The 18,829-nt window shown below is 40.9% G+C and carries 23 protein-coding genes, 4 pseudogenes and 1 riboswitch; of the genes and pseudogenes, 14 read left to right on the top strand and 13 right to left on the bottom strand.

The genetic code is table 11. From position 1 onward, the window contains the following. Positions 1–264 precede the first annotated feature (264 nt). The 5 genes and pseudogenes from JCM21738_RS22655 to JCM21738_RS16900 all read right to left on the bottom strand — a co-directional run bounded on the left by JCM21738_RS22655 (position 265) and on the right by JCM21738_RS16900 (position 4,741). Complete coding sequence (locus JCM21738_RS22655) at positions 265–711, bottom strand: M20/M25/M40 family metallo-hydrolase (protein ID WP_243463057.1); 447 nt, start codon at positions 709–711, stop codon at positions 265–267. Positions 712–734: 23 nt separating this feature from the next. Next, positions 735–1,730: a M20/M25/M40 family metallo-hydrolase gene (locus tag JCM21738_RS16915; RefSeq protein WP_052019771.1), complete on the bottom strand. Its 996-nt coding sequence runs from the start codon at positions 1,728–1,730 to the stop codon at positions 735–737. Between the two features lie 57 nt (positions 1,731–1,787). Continuing rightward, positions 1,788–3,082, bottom strand: a pseudogene (locus JCM21738_RS16910) (MFS transporter). Between the two features lie 36 nt (positions 3,083–3,118). After that, entirely contained in the window at positions 3,119–3,346 is a 228-nt protein-coding gene (locus JCM21738_RS23955; RefSeq protein WP_148296139.1) for a hypothetical protein, read from the bottom strand. Between the two features lie 89 nt (positions 3,347–3,435). Continuing rightward, positions 3,436–4,741 (bottom strand): annotated as a pseudogene (locus tag JCM21738_RS16900) (alkaline phosphatase family protein). Between the two features lie 243 nt (positions 4,742–4,984). Between JCM21738_RS16900 and JCM21738_RS16895 the strand changes: the two are divergent. From JCM21738_RS16895 to JCM21738_RS16885, 3 genes are all read left to right on the top strand, one after another. Continuing rightward, positions 4,985–5,497 (top strand): HD domain-containing protein, encoded by a 513-nt coding sequence (locus JCM21738_RS16895; RefSeq protein WP_369385770.1) that lies wholly within the window; start codon positions 4,985–4,987, stop codon positions 5,495–5,497. A gap of 94 nt (positions 5,498–5,591) precedes the next feature. Beyond that, positions 5,592–5,954, top strand: coding sequence for a VOC family protein (locus JCM21738_RS16890; RefSeq protein WP_023614404.1), 363 nt, complete (start codon positions 5,592–5,594; stop codon positions 5,952–5,954). A 102-nt stretch (positions 5,955–6,056) separates the two neighbouring features. Beyond that, entirely contained in the window at positions 6,057–6,275 is a 219-nt protein-coding gene (locus tag JCM21738_RS16885) for a hypothetical protein (RefSeq protein ID WP_023614403.1), read from the top strand. 84 nt (positions 6,276–6,359) lie between these two features. On the opposite strand, the gene JCM21738_RS16880 is transcribed toward JCM21738_RS16885, so the two are convergent. Further along, the gene (locus tag JCM21738_RS16880; RefSeq protein WP_023614402.1) at positions 6,360–6,578 is read right to left on the bottom strand and encodes a hypothetical protein; all 219 of its coding nucleotides are present in this window, start codon (positions 6,576–6,578) and stop codon (positions 6,360–6,362) included. Between the two features lie 377 nt (positions 6,579–6,955). Here JCM21738_RS16880 and JCM21738_RS16875 point away from each other — a divergent pair. From JCM21738_RS16875 to JCM21738_RS16865, 3 genes and pseudogenes are all read left to right on the top strand, one after another. Then, positions 6,956–8,388: pseudogene (locus tag JCM21738_RS16875) on the top strand (glycoside hydrolase family 1 protein). Between the two features lie 132 nt (positions 8,389–8,520). Continuing rightward, positions 8,521–9,075 carry a GNAT family N-acetyltransferase gene (locus JCM21738_RS16870; protein ID WP_023614400.1) on the top strand — a complete coding sequence of 185 codons (555 nt, stop codon included), beginning with the start codon at positions 8,521–8,523 and terminating at the stop codon, positions 9,073–9,075. Beyond that, the gene (locus tag JCM21738_RS16865; RefSeq protein ID WP_051391327.1) at positions 9,072–9,632 is read left to right on the top strand and encodes a GNAT family N-acetyltransferase; all 561 of its coding nucleotides are present in this window, start codon (positions 9,072–9,074) and stop codon (positions 9,630–9,632) included. The genes JCM21738_RS16870 and JCM21738_RS16865 overlap by 4 nt, the downstream gene beginning before the upstream one ends. Here the strand turns inward: JCM21738_RS16865 and JCM21738_RS16860 are convergent. Next, a complete protein-coding gene (locus JCM21738_RS16860) occupies positions 9,627–10,412 on the bottom strand; it encodes an SDR family oxidoreductase (RefSeq protein ID WP_031307806.1) in 786 nt (261 codons plus the stop codon). The genes JCM21738_RS16865 and JCM21738_RS16860 overlap by 6 nt on opposite strands. A 165-nt stretch (positions 10,413–10,577) precedes the next feature. On the opposite strand from JCM21738_RS16860, the gene JCM21738_RS16855 reads away from it, so the two are divergent. Further along, the gene (locus JCM21738_RS16855) at positions 10,578–10,859 is read left to right on the top strand and encodes a DUF4230 domain-containing protein (protein ID WP_023614397.1); all 282 of its coding nucleotides are present in this window, start codon (positions 10,578–10,580) and stop codon (positions 10,857–10,859) included. Between the two features lie 516 nt (positions 10,860–11,375). Here JCM21738_RS16855 and JCM21738_RS16850 read toward each other — a convergent pair. From JCM21738_RS16850 to JCM21738_RS16840, 3 genes are all read right to left on the bottom strand, one after another. Then, complete coding sequence (locus JCM21738_RS16850) at positions 11,376–11,555, bottom strand: H-type small acid-soluble spore protein (protein ID WP_023614395.1); 180 nt, start codon at positions 11,553–11,555, stop codon at positions 11,376–11,378. 111 nt (positions 11,556–11,666) lie between these two features. Next, the gene (locus tag JCM21738_RS16845) at positions 11,667–12,173 is read right to left on the bottom strand and encodes an alkaline phosphatase family protein (RefSeq protein ID WP_035209712.1); all 507 of its coding nucleotides are present in this window, start codon (positions 12,171–12,173) and stop codon (positions 11,667–11,669) included. Then, positions 12,142–12,822, bottom strand: coding sequence for a hypothetical protein (locus JCM21738_RS16840; protein WP_035209710.1), 681 nt, complete (start codon positions 12,820–12,822; stop codon positions 12,142–12,144). The genes JCM21738_RS16845 and JCM21738_RS16840 overlap by 32 nt, the downstream gene beginning before the upstream one ends. 44 nt (positions 12,823–12,866) lie before the next feature. Here JCM21738_RS16840 and JCM21738_RS16835 point away from each other — a divergent pair, with 44 nt between their 5' ends. The 4 genes from JCM21738_RS16835 to JCM21738_RS16825 all read left to right on the top strand — a co-directional run bounded on the left by JCM21738_RS16835 (position 12,867) and on the right by JCM21738_RS16825 (position 15,341). Further along, a complete protein-coding gene (locus JCM21738_RS16835; protein ID WP_023614393.1) occupies positions 12,867–13,421 on the top strand; it encodes a YdhK family protein in 555 nt (184 codons plus the stop codon). Between the two features lie 82 nt (positions 13,422–13,503). After that, positions 13,504–13,617, top strand: coding sequence for a small protein YxzF (yxzF, locus tag JCM21738_RS27910; RefSeq protein WP_023614392.1), 114 nt, complete (start codon positions 13,504–13,506; stop codon positions 13,615–13,617). A 214-nt stretch (positions 13,618–13,831) separates the two neighbouring features. Beyond that, a complete protein-coding gene (locus tag JCM21738_RS16830; protein WP_023614391.1) occupies positions 13,832–14,998 on the top strand; it encodes a TraB/GumN family protein in 1,167 nt (388 codons plus the stop codon). Between the two features lie 136 nt (positions 14,999–15,134). Next, a complete protein-coding gene (locus JCM21738_RS16825; RefSeq protein ID WP_023614390.1) occupies positions 15,135–15,341 on the top strand; it encodes a hypothetical protein in 207 nt (68 codons plus the stop codon). Between the two features lie 357 nt (positions 15,342–15,698). Here JCM21738_RS16825 and JCM21738_RS26105 read toward each other — a convergent pair whose 3' ends face one another. Both JCM21738_RS26105 and JCM21738_RS16820 read right to left on the bottom strand, forming a co-directional pair. Beyond that, complete coding sequence (locus JCM21738_RS26105) at positions 15,699–15,854, bottom strand: hypothetical protein (RefSeq protein ID WP_198017090.1); 156 nt, start codon at positions 15,852–15,854, stop codon at positions 15,699–15,701. 67 nt (positions 15,855–15,921) lie between these two features. Beyond that, positions 15,922–16,278: a hypothetical protein gene (locus JCM21738_RS16820; protein ID WP_232215862.1), complete on the bottom strand. Its 357-nt coding sequence runs from the start codon at positions 16,276–16,278 to the stop codon at positions 15,922–15,924. A 44-nt stretch (positions 16,279–16,322) separates the two neighbouring features. Here JCM21738_RS16820 and JCM21738_RS24830 point away from each other — a divergent pair, with 44 nt between their 5' ends. Together JCM21738_RS24830 and JCM21738_RS16815 are read left to right on the top strand one after the other, a co-directional pair. Continuing rightward, positions 16,323–16,505 carry a hypothetical protein gene (locus JCM21738_RS24830; protein WP_162232614.1) on the top strand — a complete coding sequence of 61 codons (183 nt, stop codon included), beginning with the start codon at positions 16,323–16,325 and terminating at the stop codon, positions 16,503–16,505. A 36-nt stretch (positions 16,506–16,541) separates the two neighbouring features. Then, complete coding sequence (locus JCM21738_RS16815; protein WP_023614386.1) at positions 16,542–17,354, top strand: DUF2935 domain-containing protein; 813 nt, start codon at positions 16,542–16,544, stop codon at positions 17,352–17,354. 88 nt (positions 17,355–17,442) lie between these two features. Here the strand turns inward: JCM21738_RS16815 and tenA are convergent. After that, positions 17,443–18,113 (bottom strand): annotated as a pseudogene (gene tenA, locus JCM21738_RS16810) (thiaminase II). An 80-nt stretch (positions 18,114–18,193) separates the two neighbouring features. After that, positions 18,194–18,305: riboswitch (TPP riboswitch) on the bottom strand. A gap of 174 nt (positions 18,306–18,479) precedes the next feature. Between tenA and JCM21738_RS16805 the strand changes: the two are divergent. Continuing rightward, a complete protein-coding gene (locus JCM21738_RS16805) occupies positions 18,480–18,695 on the top strand; it encodes a hypothetical protein (protein ID WP_023614384.1) in 216 nt (71 codons plus the stop codon). Positions 18,696–18,829: the final 134 nt, after the last annotated feature.

The raw sequence follows: 18,829 nt of genomic DNA, 5'->3' as shown, positions 1-18,829 counted from the left end.
GGTCTACTTTTTTATATCGGCAAATTTTGATGCTTTTCAAGACAATAACTAAATAATTTGACTGTAAAGTTTGGGAAAAGAGGGAGCATATCACACTGTAATCTTATGGACATGATGAAAGGTTGAATTTATCCAGGGAGTCCTGAGCTTTTTAATTGCCCGAAAAGGGAGTTCACCAGGGAATACAATAATTTTAAATAACAAAAGAAATTGGGCGAGCTTTATTAATTAAATACCTCCGCCCATTCCATTAAAAATCTTACTCTATTGTTCCTTATCCGCTTCTCTTATAACTTCCATATAAAAACTGATCGCCTTAAGATAGTTTTCAATACTGATGTGTTCATTCGTCCCATGCATGCGGTTCAGGTCTTCAGATGTCAACTGGACAGGGAGGAACCTATAGGTGTTCTCGGCGATACTGTCATAATGCTTTGCATCAGAGCCGGCGAACATCAGATAGGGTGCGATGACTGCTTCATCATAGACATTTATCGCACTTTGCTGAATTGTTCTGAAATGCCAGCTGTCAACGGCAGAAACACCTGAGGCTTCTGAACCTTCAATTGTTACTTTGATATCTTCGTCATCAATCGTTTTTTCGATATACCCCTTAACTTCTTCCAACGAATCACCTGGCATGAGGCGAAGATTGATAATAGCCGAAGCTTTTTCCGGAAGGGCGTTATATTGCTCGCCTGCATGGAAGATGGTTGGAGCGATCGTTGTCCTGATCAGCGCAGATGATGCAGGCTGCTGGAGCAGGATTTTTCGATAACCGGCTCGAAAATAAACTTGTTGGCAAAGACATATTTCATGGCAAAGCTCATTTCAGGTGCGACAAACTCAAATAGATCCTCACCAGGTCCTTTCAGGTCGGCGGGGAACTGGGTTTCTTCTAGCTTGGCGATCGCGCTGGCAATTCTTCCGATATTGGTCCGGTCTTTTGGCTGCGATGAATGGCCGCCGCTTCCTTCGATTGACAGCTCCGCAGTCGCAGAACCTTTTTCAGAAACACCGACAACTCCAACGGGTTGATTGACACCTGGAACCATGTTCTCGACGATTGCTCCTCCTTCATCTAAAACGAAATCAAACTTGATGCCTCGTGCATTAAGGGTGCTTACAATCATTGCGGCTCCTTCATCACCACCGATTTCTTCATCATGACCGAACATGAGATAGATATCGCGGGCAGGCTGATAGCCTTCTTTGAGCAGATGTTCTGCAGCTTCAAGTATGCCAATCACACCGATTTTGTCATCCAGTGTACCGCGTCCCCAAATTTTTCCGTCTGCAATTGTCCCGCTGAAAGGGTCATGCTCCCAGTTTTCCTCCGTGCCTTCAAGAACGGGAACCACATCGTAATGGCTGGTCAATCCAATTGGAAGCTTCGTAGAGTCTGTTCCTTTCCATTTATATACGAGTGCATGGCTATTCACTTTTTCAAGCTCAAGCTCTTCATGTACAAGTGGAAAACTCTGTTCTAAAAAGGAAATGAAGCGGTCGAACTCAATCAAGTCCATTTTGCTCCGGTCCTGATAGGAAATAGTCTTGAATTGAATCGCTTTTGATAGAGTATCGATCGCATGGTCTTCTTTGATACTACCGTTAAAGTTTTCGGGTGAGGGTTGCCGGGATTCCAAGGTGAGGGTATTGAACATGGTAACAATGATGAAAACTAGGAGCAGGCTGCCGAATATGATTAGGGAAAACTTTAGTTTTTTCATAGATTATTAGAAGACCTCCTTTTAAAAAAAAGCCTCTGGTTTCCCAGAGGCAATTGATTAGACAATTTCAGGTGCTTGAGGCTGTTTTTCTGGTTCTGGAACAAATGCGAGAATGACCATCCCAATAACGAACAGAATGACGAGGCTGAAAACTCCCATGCTCGAATTGCCAGTAAGCTGTGCTGTAAGCCCGACCATAAGCGGCCCCATGATTGAAGCAAACTTGCCGAAGATATTATAGAATCCGAAAAACTCATTTGCATTCGCTTTCGGAACCAATTTTGCAAAATAAGATCGGCTTAACGCCTGGATACCGCCCTGGGACGTAGCAACAAGCATTGCCAGGATCCAGAAGTCAGTCGTTGTTTCCAGGAAGTAAGCGTAGATACAAACAAAGATATAAACAGTAATTCCGACATAAAGCATTTTTTACCGGTAAAACGCTCGGATAATTTTCCGAATAAGATTGCGAAAGGCCAGGCAACTACCTGGGTAGCAAAAAGGATGATTAATAGGTTAGTAGAACTGATGCCTAAATCGGTTCCATAGGCTGTAGACATCGTAATGATTGTTCCAACGCCGTCAATGTAAAAGAAATAAGCTAATAAGAATAAAAATAATGCCCTGTATTTCCGAATTTCCTTAAAGGTTTTTCCTAAACGTCTAAAGCTTTGCAGCACCAGTTGCGGTTCGCGCTCGATGTAATGCTTTTGGTGCACATTTTTAAACATGGGGATGGAGAAAAGTCCCCACCAGATGGCGGTAATGATAAAAGCTGTTTGACTTGCCAGAGTCATAGAAATTGGCAAGACCTTTGTCTGTGCTAAAATAATGATTGCGATACTGATGATGAATGGAATCGTACTTCCGATGTAACCCATCCCATATCCGCGAGCTGAAACTCTGTCCATCCGTTTATCCGTCGTCACATCAACGATAAAGGCATCATAGAAAACATTGGAACCTGTCGATCCGAGCACGGCAAGGGTGTAGATGACAAGCAGCATCAGCCAGTTTCCGCTCGGCACGAAGGCAAGAGTTGCTGTAAAGGTGATTCCTAATGTAAAGAATATAGTGAAGAAACGCTTTTTCATGCCTTTATAGTCGGCAATTGTCCCCAGGATAGGACCAATCAATGCCAAAATAAAGGTGGCGATTGCAATTGTGTAACCCAAATAGGCAGTTGAATTGGAAAGGCTCACACCAGCCTCAGTAGCAGAAGCTTTATAAAAAAGCGGGAACACAGCCGTCGAAATGATAATCGAATAAGCCGAGCTGGCCCAGTCATAACGAATCCAGCTGGTCTCTTCCTTCGTAAACCTTTCATCCTTTTGCCCCCAATAAGATTGTATTTTTGACTATTAAGTTGAACGATATCTACTCTACGTTTATAAAAGTATCCCAGCCGGTAATGAAATTTTTGCAACCGGAGATAAAAGCGCCTCAACAGGTAATAAAATGGCTGCAACCGGAGATAAAAATGCCCCAACCGGAAATAAAATGGCTGCAACCGGAGATAAAAGCGCCCCAACAGGTAATAAAATGGCCGCAACCGGAAATAAAAGCGTCCCAACCGGTAATAAAACTTCTCTCAACCTAAAATAAAGCAATCTCAAGCGTGTGAAACCGTCTTAACCGATAAAATATCTCTTCCAACTGGTAATATAATTCGCTTCAAGTCCCCCAAAGACCTTCTTTCCTAGTGCTAAATATCCAAAATCCCATCAAGGATGGAGCCATCTGTATCGCCGAGGTCAAGGCCAAGAAGGCGAGCAAAGGTTGGGCCTTCATCCACGAGATGCATAGACTTGATGGAGATTCCTGGGCGAATACCTTTTCCAGCTGCGAAGAAAACAGTGTGATAACCTTCTTTTTCAGGGGAGTATCCATGGCAGGCAAAAGTGTACTTTTTTGTTCTGGCATCTTGTTCAGTCACTTCTTCAATATAGTGGCCATCAATTGCCTCGCTAAAATAAAACCCTCTGGCAGCTTCCAGCATCCTGAAGGCTGTTCCATCAGCTCCTTTTGCGTTAGCCTCAGCACCTGTGATAGCTGCTTCAATGCCATTGCTCTCGTCTTTTAAAAGTTCAGCTAATATATCTGTGACTAGATTTTTCGCAGGATCATCATTTGGATCTTTTATATACACATAGGCAGAGCCGTCACAACTCTTGCAATAGGCTTTCCAGTCGGTGACTCTACCTGAAGCATTGGTTTGGATAAGTCCGCGTTCTTTAAATAATACGTTCAATTTCACCACTTTAGACTCATCAAGTGCACTGTGGTCGCCAAGTATGGCAACAGTTGAATTCTCAGCAATGCCCGCCTCGTTGAGTGCTTCCATGATTCTGCCGAGTCTGACGTCATGGCGGTGAAGCGCGGCCTTAGCTTCTTTTGATGAAAAACCGTGCATATGACGCTGGGATCGAGATCGACAAAATGGATCAACATCAGTTCAGGCTTCCTCGTTTTGATAGTTTCAACTGTTGCTTCCAAAACGAAATCATCGAGCTCAGGCTGGCTCAATCCGTTTCTGATATGACCGAATTTCGAGTTCATTTCAAGCTGATACCTAGGACTCCCATTGGACAGTGAAACAGGAATCTGGTGATGCCAGGGCCTGTTCGCAAAAATTTCTGGCATGTTGTAGTCTATATCGGCTTTAGCCGTTACTGGCCATAGTAGAGCAGCAGTTTTCATGCCCGCCTTTTTTGCCTCATCATAAAGGGTTGTCCCTTTTACATGTCGGCGGTGCCAATACCAGTCTGGTGAGAATTTGCCAGGCTGGATAAATGTATTGTTGACGATACCGTGCCGATTAGGTAAATTACCGGTCACGATTGTCGCATGGCAAGGTATGTAACAGAAGGATAGATCGTTTCCACCTGCGTACAGAAAGAACTGTTTTCTATAAAAGCCTTAAAATTTGGCAGCTCCCTGAGCAATGGAACATCATGCTCAGAAAGACAGTCAAATGAAATGACGATTAAGTGGTCTGTCAGTTTTGTCATGTCAGCCTCCAAAAGGTTTATATATTAAATATAGCAGAATATTTTGGGAAAAATAATCAAGTTTGCCATTTTCCTAAGGAAGGAATTACTGAGAAACTAAAGAAGTAATAAGTATCGGAAAAAATGGAGGCAGATCAAGATGTATTTAATTGATAAAGCATTGCAAATTGCTTCAATGGCACATGAAGGCAATATCGTAAAAATACCAAAATCCCATATATTGCCCACCCCGTGGCAGTGGGGATGATTTTGCAAAAAGCGGGATACCGCGATGAAATGGTAGCGGCCGGAATTCTGCATGATACAGTTGAAGATACGGATTTAACAATGGAAGATATAGAGCGAGAGTTCGGAAAAGAAATTGCAAGAATCGTCGAAGGGTGCTCAGAGCCGGACAAGTCTCTTTTCTGGGAAGAGCGAAAAGAGCACACGATTGAGTTTTTGAAAACCGCTTCAGAGGAAATCCGCGTGGTAGCTTGCGCGGACAAATTGCATAATGTCAGGTCTATTCGCGAGGACGTCGAACAATGTGGCGAAGAAGTTTGGAGCAGGTTCAAACGCGAAAGAGGCCAACAGGAATGGTATTACAGGCATGTGTTGAAAAGCCTTGGGCATTCGTCTACGTTTCCGTTACTAGAGGATCTCGAAATGGAAATTGAGCAATTGTTTAAAAGAGATAAATTCAGTTACAACAAATATGAATTTTCGGTAACAAAAGATGCTGGTTTGGACAAGGATGACATCCTGGACAGGTAACATCCTAATCGGAAGTAAGATAACAGGAGAACTGCCTTATGGGAAAGGTAGGGAAACAATCCATTAGAGTACTAACATTTTAGGAGGAGTAACTTTGAAATCACCACTTTATAATAAATTAAACAATGTTTTTATCCACGTGAGCCATTTAAAAAAATCTGCAGAATGGTACTATAACCTGCTGGGGATACCATTTAATGCTGAAAAGGTAGAATCACCAGTCCATAACATCCCGGTTACATCTGAAACAGGATTAACCCTGGACGATCACACCTTCGACCCAGGGTTTAATTTGAAGCCTTCAGGCCATGTGTTGTTTAATTTTCTGGTAGATGATGTTGATGAAACCTATGACTTTGTAAAAACGAATGGAACTATAATAACTAAAGAAATTGAGCGCATCGGTGATTTCGCCTACTTCAACTTCAAGGGATCCAGTCTTGTCGGTAACCAATAAGCTCGGAGCAAGGTTCATATAACCATAACTGGGTTTTATTCCCTTGATTTATCTCTATCACCCCTGGGTAAAGAAAGGTAATCCTAATAAGGGGTGATAAAGATGAAGACGAAAGTGAAAATGTCAAAAGAAGAGCTATTTAATCATATCCAGAATAGTGATGGCAACTTAAGAATTTCGTCTGTGTCCTCAACTGAAGAAGGGGAAGAAGTGATCGCCCTGGCTAAGCATCTTGAACTTGAAGGCAAAATCGTTCTATTGGAATACTGTTTGGATAAAAAGCCACTGGCAGTTTCACTGAAAACAAAAAATCCTGATTAAAATTATAAATTAGAGAAGGCGAACCGCTTTAAAAGTGGTTCGCCTTTTTGGGTAGTATTCCCCATTATTCTTAGTAATGTCCGTTTACCTTTTCTTCTTTTTGCCAGGGTCGGCCGCTACGCCAGGTTTCGCTTTCGCTTCCAAGGCAACTTGTACATGGTATGTTTTCTCATCGATTTCCGTCACACTCGAAACCTTAGCTTTGCGACCCTTGATTTTCAGATCCTCCCCAACCACGGGCACACGATTAAGCAACTGATTCAGCATTTCATTTTTCTGATCATAAAAATGGACAACAAACACATCAATCACCTTTTTCTAGAGTATTGGCTTTCCTATCACTAAGATATTGACGGGATACTAGGTTTAGAACTGATTAATAGAAGGAATTTTAGTAGGGTTGATTTATTGTCCTGCGGGGAAGAATTTGTAGTGAGGAATTAAGGCAGTGTGTAATGAGATATAGATTTAGACGAGTGAAAACCTGTCAAAAATAAGGTGGATTTGTGACAGGTTCACCGCCACTAAGCGAAAAGCTGTCAAGAAAAATCCGGAATTGTGACAGGTTCACGACCACCAGGCGAAAAGCTGTAAAGTAAATCAAGCCCGCTCGTTCGGTCTAGATATTCCAGAGGGAAGCGAATAACCTGCTTTCTGAATTTAATATGGAGGTACTAACCATGAAAACATATAAATTCCCAGAAGGTTTTTTATGGGGAGGGGCTACTGCTGCCAACCAGATTGAAGGTGGATTTAACGAGGGGAACAAAGGCGTGAATGTCGCGGATGTTCTGCCAGGAGGAAAAGCAAGATACGATATTTTAACAAAACCTGGCTTTGATTTTGAAATCAAGCCAGATCAATACTACCCGAATCATGAAGCAATTGATTTTTATCATCAATATAAAGAGGATATTCCTTTGTTTGCAGAAATGGGTTTCAAGGCTTTCAGGATGTCAATCGCCTGGACACGGATTTTCCCGAATGGTGATGAGTTGGAGCCAAATGAGGAGGGGCTCGCTTTTTATGACAATGTTTTAGACGAACTACATAAACATGGAATTGAGCCTGTTGTGACCATTTCCCACTATGAAATGCCGCTTCATTTGGTAAAAGAATACGGCGGCTGGCGTAACCGTAAAGTTGTTACTTTCTTTAAAAGGTATGCCACAACTATTTTAAACCGTTACAAAGACAGAGTTAAGTACTGGATGACCTTCAATGAAATCAATAGTGCTCTTGTCATGCCGATCAACGGTCTGGGATTTTCGATAGAAAAAGAAGAGGATCGATACCAGCCAACCTTCCAGGCATACCACCATCAATTAGTCGCAAGCGCAATGGCCGTCAAAGCTTGCCATGAGATCATTCCAGAATCGCAAATCGGGTGCATGATTCTGTTTGCACCTGTTTATCCATTTGATAGCAATCCGGAAAATGTCCTGCACGCACTAAAAGAAGAGCAGATTTTCAATTATTTTTTCGGTGATGTTCAAGTACGGGGAGAGTATCCTTCCTTCATGAATCGATGCTTTAAAGAAAACAATATTCAATTGGAGATTGAGGAAGATGACCTTGAATTGCTTAAGGAAGGAACAGTTGATTATGTAGGGTTTAGCTACTATATGTCACGTACAGAGAAAAAAGAGAAAGCAGATGAAGATTCTTCAGAAGGAAATATTATCGGTGGAGTGCGGAATCCATTCCTTGAAGTTAGCGATTGGGGATGGGAAATTGACCCGGTTGGGTTGCGTATCAGCCTGAACAAACTTTACGATCGTTATCAGATACCTCTTTTCGTCGTCGAAACGGTCTGGGGGCCTATGACAAACTCGAAGAAGACGGCAGCATCAACGATGACTATCGAATTGACTATTTGCGCGAGCATATTAAAGCAATGGGCGAAGCGATTGAAGATGGAGTCGACTTGATGGGCTATACCAGCTGGGGATGCATCGATATGGTCAGCATGTCAACGGGCGAGTTTTCAAAAAGATATGGTTATATCTATGTGGACAAGCATGACGATGGCACCGGAACATTGAAACGGAAAAAGAAAAAGTCCTTCTTCTGGTATAAAGATGTAATAATAACAAACGGGGAAAAGTTATAAAAGACTTTTTAAGGGCTGCCAGCTAAGTTGGCAGTTCTTTTTTTAGAATAAAGTCCTTAGAAATAAAAGGAAAAACAATGCTTTTGTCGAATAGTATCTAGTTATAAACTTAACAATTCAGGAGGGAATCTAATGTTTCTATATAAAATAGATGAAAAATTATCATTAAAACTAACAGAGGTATCTGATGCGGATCGCCTGTTTGAACTAACTGAAAATGCACGGGAATATTTGAAAGAATGGCTCCCCTGGCTGGATTTTACAACGGACGTTGCAGATACTAGAGAATTTTTAAAAGGAACGATGAAAGGTTACGCTGAAAATAAAAGCATGACGACCGTTATTTTATATGAAGGAGAAATAGTCGGAACAGCAGGCTTCAACAGTATCAACTGGTCAAATAAAACGGCATATATCGGTTATTGGCTCGGGCATGAATACCAGGGCAAGGGAATCATGACCAAGGTTGCCAGGGCATTGACTGATTACGCTTTTGACCATTTGAAACTAAACAAAGTAGAAATCAGAGCTGCAGAGGAAAATAAGAAGAGCAGAGGAATTCCTGAAAGATTAGGCTTTGTAAAAGAAGGCAGGATCCGGCAAGCAGAATGGTTATATGATCACTATGTAGATCATGTTGTTTATGGAATTTTAGCAGAAGAATGGGATAAAAATAAGCAGGGATGAATGTGGTATATCAATTCGGCACTTTAAAGGTTTGTAGATTAGAAGAAAAAGATAAACTCTTATTAGCAAAATGGCTTTCTACTCCGGCAGTCCTTGAATTTTATGAAGGCAGGGATAATTCCTTCGATGTAGAAAAAGTCGAGAGGGTTTTTTACTCTTCAGATGACGATGAAGTTAAATGCATTATTGAATATGAAGGTAACTTAATTGGCTATATTCAATATTATGAATTGGATGAGGCCACTAAAAAAGAGTATGGATATGAGAGCGGAAGAATTTTCGGAACTGATCAGTTTATCGGTGAAGTCGACTATTGGAATAGAGGTATTGGAACTTTGCTTGTTACATCGATGACAGAGTTTCTTTTTACCCAAATGAAAGCCGACAAGGTCGTCATGGATCCTCAAGTGTGGAATGAACGAGCAATAAAATGCTACGAAAAGTGCGGGTTCAAAAAGGTTAAATTACTGCCTAAACACGAACTCCACGAAGGAGAACTCCGTGATTGTTTAACACTTGAAAAATGCTCAGGCAACCCTGAGCATTTTTCTTTATAACAGTGATTCCGCCCCATCTATATAGACTTCTGTGCCGGTAATATGCGAGGACAGATCGGAGGCGAGAAAGAACACGAGGTCTGCTACTTGTTCCGGCTTTCCGGCGTGTTCTTCCAATGGTTGATTGCCTTCCGGATATTCAACTGGGATTTTGATTTTTTCTAGTTCATCCTCTTGCGGGAATGTGTTTTTCCCTATGTTGGTTTCAATAGCACCCGGGCAAATGATATTGACTTTTATTTTATATTGCGCAAGTTCTAGGGCTGCCATTTTACCGAAGCCGGTTTGACCGATTTTGGAAGTACTGTAGGCAGACATCCCGAAATTCTTATAAATCCTGTTTCCGTTAATTGAGCTCGTGATGATGATGCTGCCGCCGTGCTTCTTCATATATGGGATTGCATATTTTACAGTAAGAAAGGTACCTTTTAGGTTCGTGTTGATTGTTTCGTCCCAATCTTCAGGAGCCAGGTCTTCAATTGGGGCAATGACACCATTGATGCCTGCGTTAGCAAATACGATATCGACTTTTCCCCATGCATCAACAACTTTTTGATAGCTTTGTTCCATTTCTTTTGGCTTTGCAATATCGCATTCGACGATCAGCGCACTTCCGCCTGACTCTTCAATTGACTCCTTAACATCCCTGGCGTTTTCTTCCTTCACATCGATTAAGGCAACCTTTGCACCCTCCTGGGCCAGTTTTATAGCTGCGGCTCTTCCGATTCCGGAACTGGCACCTGTTATAAACGCGACTTTACCATCTAATTGACTCAAAATAGCTGCCTCCTTCTTGGTGATAACAATATTTTTAACTATGCCCCATTTTTTCAAAAATAAAACAGTTGAAGCTAGCAAACTATCATTCTAACTGCTACTGATCGTTCCAGCAACTGTGATAGGGGGTGTTGATTTGCAGGCTATTGAGAAAAAAGACTTGAAGGTGTGGATGAGGAGAAAAAAGTAGTTGAGATTGTACTGCCTCAGGCAAAATTCATTCAAGAGCCGTCAGTTAAGATGGACGAGGTGAGGACATTTTCGGAAGAAGGCCTTTTCCGTGGAAAAGTACAGTGGGACCAAGGATTCGATTTGGCTGCTATAGCCCAGGCAAAAATTAAGCAAGAAGCGATAGATGCAGGTGTTTTACAAAAAGCAGATAAAAATGCTGAAACGGTATTAAAGGAATTTTTCGGACAATTGCGATACAAGGTCATTATAGATAGATAATAATATTATGTAAACTAGTTGAATTTATTCTGTATTCCTTGAAAAGAGGTCAGTGAATAAAAATTAGATATTTAAATTATCGATGGTTTAGTTGACCTTTTTAAAAATATATTGTTCTTCTTAAATATTTTCATCCATCTTGTAAATATTATTAATAAACCCAAGTGTTGGACAGGTTAGCGAGTCGCTACAGAACTTAGCCATTTGACAATAGATTAAAATGAGGTGAAATGGATGAGAATTTGCGAAGTTTGTGGACGGAAGGATGTTACAGAGAATAAGGAAGAAAAGCTTTTTCAACCCGTTAGGCTTCATGTATGCGAGAGCTGCAAGCAAAACCGTAAGATGACACCTCTTGGTGATTGGGCTTTCTAAACAAATCCAGCGCAGGCCTGGATTTTTTATTGCAAACGTGAATAATTATATGGGTTTTCTTTATCTAGCTCCAGCGCCTAGCTACTCGATTCGCTTGCGCTTTTTGTTCTTAAAAAAATAAAGCCTCTCAAAAACGAGAACTTAGTTTTCATCCAAGCCATCAATAGATACAAGCTGTCTTTCTTCATGTGTTTCTCTTGGTGAAATAACCGCCATACTAGAAGTGGAATCGATGCTTTCAATCCAGATCGGGACTCCATGGTAATGTACAGATATTTCATTTTCCGCGGATAATATTTCTTTTACACGTTGTAAATCCATATCAATCACCTCATACTTAAAATATCCTTACATATCTTCAGGTATGTATGGAGATTGTTGTGATTAATTCAAAAAAAGCGAACCAAGTTCTTCTTGATTCGCTTTCCTAATTTATTCAGTTAGATTTTTAATTCTTTTACCCTCAACATAATCGGGAGTTTGCAGCTCAAGTAATTCATAAATGGTTGGTGCTATATCTAGATTAGAAATTGGCTCAATCTGTTTTCCACGGGGGATGTCAGGCCCGATTGCCATAAATACGGCTCTCAATTGCTCGCGATTCGGATTCCCGCCATGTGTACCTAACTCGGGTGTTGAAACGATGAATAGATGATCGTTTTCGTCGAGTGATTTTACTGTTTTGCCGACGACACTGTCGGCTACTTTATAGGACCATTGTATATACTCCATGTATTTCCTCGATTTTTCAGGTGTATAGTCAGGTTGCCTTGGATCTGTCAGCAAGTACTTATGCTCCTGAAGTTCAATTTGCGGTGCATAAAACATCAATAAATCCGGCTGATACTCATTTTTGGTAAATAGTGATACATCTGTAACCCAGTTCACGAATCTCTCAGAAATTTCCTCATATTCTTTCCTGGAAATCCAGCTTCTCAAGTGCGATGTCATCATCTTGAGGCGGGAAAAAATCAAATTGATCCCTGATTCGTTCAGGAAATCCTTCTGGACCGTCAATTAAACCTGACGTCACTGCTGAACGGTACATTACAGTTTCCTTCTCCAATGCCGGGTCAGTTGCAGTGAACTTGAACCAGAACCCTGCTGTCTTGTTTTCTTCCAATTCAAGGCTGACAGAACCCCAATCTTTTGAGCTTACTCCACTTGAATGAATCGTATTATTGTCAGAGACGATAAATTTGTCGTAATTCTTTTTTTCATCGTTGCTTGAATCGAACGCAAGTACATGGATTTCTTTGTTTTCACCATCTTCGACCTTAATCTTGAAGGATGTTTCCATTAATGGACTAAAGCTTGTAGGAGTGTTGCTCCAGCCTGATGCTTCTGCAAATTTGAGTTTTTCCTGTTTGCTTGGGGACAGCGTATCTCCATAGTAAATTGTATAGTCCGCCTGCTTGCCAGTAGAAGGATTCGCGCCGGCAAAAGCAACCGTTGCTGTGGTTTTCCCTTGTTTTCTGGCTCCGACCCAAAGCGGGTCTACCTCAAATTCGCTTAAGAAGGCATTTTTCTGATTTGTCAGTGCTGCATCTTTCTGCTGCCAGGCATTGCTGCTCGATAAAATCTGCACAATTTAATGATATATATTTTATAAAATAGGGAGGGATTGTTTGTATGAAACTAAGTAAGTTATTAATAGCATTGTTATCAATTACCACAGCAATATTTTTAACAGCATGCTCTGGAGAAGAAGAAAAATCAAAGACTGAAGATCATAACAGCCATGCCAATATGGAGCATTCAGGATCAGGTGAATTACCTGAAGGCCTGCAGGAAGCCTCGGATCCAACATACAAAGTTGGCAGCAAAGCAATCATCACTGATGACCACATGCCAGGTATGGATGGGGCGGAAGCGACGATCGTTGGTGCATATGATACTGTTGTCTACTCCTTATCCTATGACCCGACAAATGGGGGAGATCGCGTTGAGCAGCATAAGTGGGTAATCCACGAAGAATTGCTTGATGCCGGAGACGGACCATTAAAACCGGGGGATGAAGCTACGATCAATACCGATCATATGGAAGGAATGAAAGGGGCAAAAGCGGTCATCGATTCTGCTGAAGAAATGACAGTATATATGGTCGACTTCACGCCAACAGATGGCTCTGAAAAAGTGACGAACCATCAGTGGGTAACCGAAGACGAACTTTCTCCTGCTAAATAATATCGAAGATTGCCAAAATCATGCAGGATTGTCCCTCATTTAGTCTGGTATATAAGTACTAAGACATGAGGAGGGATGACACATGAAAAAGTTAATCAAAACAGCGCTTAAATGGGGACCGGTTCTATATCCGATTGTAAAAAAAATGATGAATAACAAAAAATCATCCTCGATAAAAACTAGCTATTCAAAATAAATGTCCTGCCGGACCGCACAGGAGTCATGAGGTTGCTTCTGTGCGGTCTTTTTCTATTTGCGCCAAATTCCCGAATGGTGAACTGTTAGGAGGATTGGCACGTTGGTAAATAATCTTTATATTTCAGACTATTGTTCATGTTATAATGGTAAAATGAATCATAAACTATGTACATAAAGTTGGCTTGCATGGGTCTAGTAAAAGGAAGGTATCTATGGGCGAGGAAAATATAACGAGAATTGAAATGAATGGCAAGGAATACATATTGATTGGAACTGCACATGTCTCCAAACACAGTGCGGAGCAGGTTAAGGAAGTAATTGAAGCTGAGAGGCCGGATTCTGTCTGTGTCGAATTGGACGAGCAGCGCTATAAGACAATCTCCGAAGGTTCTAAGTGGCAGGAGATGGATATCATCCAGGTCATCAAAGAAAAACGGGCGTCTTTACTATTGATGAACCTCGCTATTTCTTCTTTCCAAAATCGGATGGCGAAGGAACTTGGTATCAAGGCAGGACAGGAGATGATCCAGGGGATTGAATCCGCAAAAGAGGTCGGAGCAAAACTTGTGCTTGCAGATCGAAATATCCAGATTACTTTTTCAAGGATTTGGGGAAATCTTGGCTTGAAAGGAAAGGCCATTTTGCTCAGCCAGATCATTACGAGTATCTTCAGCCGGGACAGCATCTCCGAGGAAGAACTTGAAAAGCTGAAGGAGCAGGATACGATCAACGCAATGCTGAATGAATTCACTGAGACATTCCCACGGTTGAAGAAGCCATTGATTGACGAGCGTGATCAATACTTAGCTCAGAAAATCAAGGAAGCACCTGGAGAAAAAATTGTCGCTGTCCTGGGAGCTGCACACGTACCGGGAATCAAAGAAGAAATCAAAAAAGATCATGATTTGAAAAAATTAAGAGCGATTCCGCCAAAATCCAATTGGCCAAAAATCATTGGCTGGAGCATTCCTGTATTGATCCTGGCTATTATCGTCTATACTTTTTTGGCTAACCCATCTGCAGGTTTTGCCCAGACAGTCAGCTGGATCTTATGGAACGGAAGTCTTTCCGCCCTTGGAGCCGCCATCGCAATGGGGCATCCACTGACCATTTTGACAGCATTTATAGCGGCACCGATCACTTCATTAAATCCTTTGCTTGCTGCAGGGTGGTTTGCCGGTTTGACACAGGCTTATATCCGCAGGCCGAGTGTTAAGGACTTTGAGACACTATCTGAAGATGTTTTTAGTTTAAAAGGATTCTGGCATAATAAAGTCAGCCGTGTTTTGCTGATCGTCGTACTAGCGAACCTTGGAAGTTCACTTGGAACCTTCATAGGCGGGGCTGATGTCATCAGGGTCTTTATCGAGAATTTATAGGATTTAGAACGAAATCTTAATGATTTCGTTCTTTTTTATAAAATCCAAAAAATCGAAAAGAAATTTAGCGAAAAAAGAGGATTTTTGTTACATAAAATGGAATAAGAAAAGGAAAAGATTTTACAGGAGTGATATTTTGAACGTTTTAAAACCTGCTCTGTCGATTTCAATCTTAATTCATATCCTATACATACTAGGTATTCTGTTTTTTGCTAACTATAAGAACATTGCTTTTCCTCAAGGTGAAATCCCAATCTTTCTGCTGTTTTCAACTTTCGTTTTTGCGGCAATTATCAGCTTGATCCTCAGGGCTATTGGCAGCAATACGCATATAAAAAGCTAGAGTGATTCGTTATTGAGCAAAAAAATCATCCTCATTGGCAGGATGATCAGAAGATGAATGTACTACCGTAAGGCGGAATAGCTATTTCGCCTTTCTTTTTGAATTCTTTTGGATCTCAGACTGACGCTTTGCATCCTTTTTAAAAGCTTCCATTGCCTTGCTGTACAACAAACTCACCTTCAGCACCTCCACATATCTTTCTTATTACGTTCGTTCCCCGTGTATACTAAGCTAAAACTTAAAATTGAAATAAACATTCAATAAGATATTTGGTAGTATATTCCTTATTTGAAAAATACAAAGAATTAAAATCCGGCTAAAAAAGACAAGACGCCCGGATTAATGGGCGTCTTCCTGTTACTTTTTATTCACTTGTATCCCGCTTTTTTTCTGGCTTTGTGTTTTGGAATTTCCCACCTGGAACTCGGCGCCCAGTTCAATATCATTTCTTTTATCATGCTTTTCAGTTTGTTCTCTTGTTTGGTCCCTGTTGTGCATACCTTGTCTCGCCATTACATTCATCTCACTTTCGTTTGGTTTATCTAAACGGCCTTATTATTATGTTCATTTTAAAAAATAATTATTGATGAGTTGTATCAGAATGCCCTCGAAATACTTTGTCATAAAACACTTGAAATCCATATAAAACAAATGTTTTGATCAAAAATACTATAGATAACTGGAATTTTGAAAGGCGGACCAAGGAAACATAGCCAAACTTCTTGAAAAAGTCCAAAACGTAATAGGTAAACAGTGAGTCAATCAGGATATTGACCAATAAATACAAATTGAATTTCTTATAGGTGTATTTCATGATCCAGAAAGAACCTATAAAAAACGGACCCCAGATTAAAGGCAGCTCACCCAATACGTTTGGTTTGATTTTAAATGGAAACCACCACCATTTTCTCTTTTCAGCCAGCCTTCCTTCAAACATTAGATATATTCCCATGAACAACGTGCCGGGCAGGAACTTCCTGAATGTTTGTTTACCAAGAAGGGGAAGCGAAAGCCAGGGCAGGACAGCCATTAAAAATATGTAAAGTTTTAGATTTTTCATTAGCAACACCTTTTGGGAAAGAATATGGATTGTTTCTCTTAGTATCTCAAATAAGGCTAAAAGTATTAAAAGTTTCTCTTGGTCATCATTTCTTCCTTTTTTGAGCAGTAAGTATTAAGTAGGAAAAGGAGGGGAAAGATATGATTTCTCTTTGGGATGAACAATCTTTCTGGCTTGAAATGCTGCAGGATCACGCTTATTTTGTCAGGGACGGTTTGTCGGTGAACGAAACGGAGTATGTAGAAGTTGCCCAGCAATTCATTGTTCTATATGGGGACCTTTTAAGAAAATTGCAGTCAATACCCCGGCATGCTGGCTACCAGGACAGTCAAATGATTGATTTTTCAAGAAAAGCATGGAAGGTCGCGAAAAGTTATTATGATTTTGAAGGTACATTGCAATCATTGCGGATAGATAATAAAGTAAACCTGAGCCTGTCACCAACCTATTTAAACGGTACCCTGAGTGAAAACCAGGAATATTTACGGATATTGAGCTATCTGGTACAGGGACAGGAACCAGTACGGTTGTCAGCGACCCAGGTTATGGACCTATGGCTCGAAGATCAACTCGGTCACGCGGTGCTTTTTGAAAATCTGCTTGACCCGATCGAAGTAGGAGCCAACACAGTAGCGCAAGAATTCAAACTCAGATTCCAGCTATATATAGTCCAAAACCATCATTTGAAAAATTATTTACGAGTCAAACAGCCAGGCTTTGCCCGCCAGCAGGAATTCATTTATGAAGTAGGAAAGACGACACTGGAAATGAATCAGTTCATTAAAAATATGGTCGAGAAGTACAAAGGAGATACACTATTGAATAAGTCCAATCTCCGCTTTCTTGAGCATCACTTTCCAGAAACATGCTACTTTCTCGCCAGTTTAAGTTTCTATGAACCGAGGTTGCAGGCAGAAGTCGGCAATTGCACTCTTTCAAAGCCCTCTTTTTAGGCAAAAAACAAAAGATTGTAGTGAATTAGCTTGTAGTACCCTGGATCAAAAACAACGGGATGAATCCCGTTGTTTTTTACGTTCGTTTTTACAAGGCAACAGGCCATTTTTCTTGATTGTAGGCCATGTTCCAAAACATGAATTCATACTGGCTGCTGATGATAAAATGCTGTTTCATCTTTTCTTTTTCCATATTTGACGCTTCCACTGCAAGTTGATCAAGTCTGCTTAGCTGCTCATTTACCAATTTACTGAACCATTCACCGCCATATGCTTGAATCCATTCCTGATAAATTTGGACATCTGGCGTGGACTCCTTAAGCAATTGTCCAATTTCATGATAAATCCAGTAGCACGGCAGGATGCAGCGATGATTTCAGCCAGGCTTCCAGAAGCCGCAACCCGATAAAGATGTGATGTGTAAGCATAGGCAGTGGGAGAAGGGACAAACTCATCTAATTCTTGTTTTGTTACTTCCAGTTGCTTTAGAAAATTTTCATGCAAACCAAGTTCAGCCTCATAAGTCCCCATCGAATGTGCTGCCATTCTGGAAGTCGTGAACAAATCAGATGCTCTTGACGCTCCGATTGCCTGTATCCTGGCAAAATGGGAAAGGTAATAGGAATCCTGTAAAACATAATAGCGAAAGGATTCAAATGCTAAATTACCATTGGCAATTCCCTGTACAAAGGGGTGATCAAAATTTGCCCGCCAGATTGGATCAGCCTGTTTCTTTAACTCATCAGTAAAACTCTTCATTAAAAAGCTCCTCCTCTTCCTATTTAGCCCAATAAAAAAACCACTTTCAAAAGAAAGTGGTTGTATTGGCACAACAAACAATGTCCCAAAGTCCACTTCCCTACGCTGGTGTAAACCAGATCAGGTTCCAAGGGTCTTAAAGTCTCACTTTAATCTCAGCCTTTAAAAAAAAAGGCACCCCTAGTGGTAAAATATAGATATTTTTTACATCTCTAATCATAATAGCATGACCGAATTAAGTGTCAAGCAAATTGTTGTAAGGTAAATTGTGAAAAAATTTAGAGCTAATTGTGAACATTATGTGACATTTTTTTATTAAATTCTGTTAATATAAAAAACACATACGAAAAAGTGGGGGAATGAGAAGTGGGAAAACTTCTTATGTACTTTTATTTAATTGTTGGTCTATATTGCCTTGTAAGCGGATTCCTGGCATTGTTATCACATGGATTCCAGCATGCAGTGTTATCACTGTTCCTAGCTGCATTTAATTTCGCGATGTTTTCTTTATTCCGGAAAGAAGGCAAGCTGCCACGATTGCGGCTGATCAAAGGCCGCAAAGGTGGGATGGCTAAGATTTAATTCTGTTGTTGAGGGCATTGAGGGCTTTTCTTAAACGAGATAACCTTCGGACAATATCCTAGCCGTTCAAGCGCAATTTGGCCGAAGTCGGGGTAAGGTCGGACAAAACCCCGGCCGTTCAAGCGTAATTTGGC

Source organism: Mesobacillus boroniphilus JCM 21738 (assembly GCF_000517385.1).
Taxonomy (GTDB): Bacteria; Bacillota; Bacilli; order Bacillales; family Cytobacillaceae; genus Mesobacillus; species Mesobacillus boroniphilus.
Note: the sequence above shows the minus strand (reverse complement) of the source record. Positions and strands in the feature narration are given on the sequence as shown.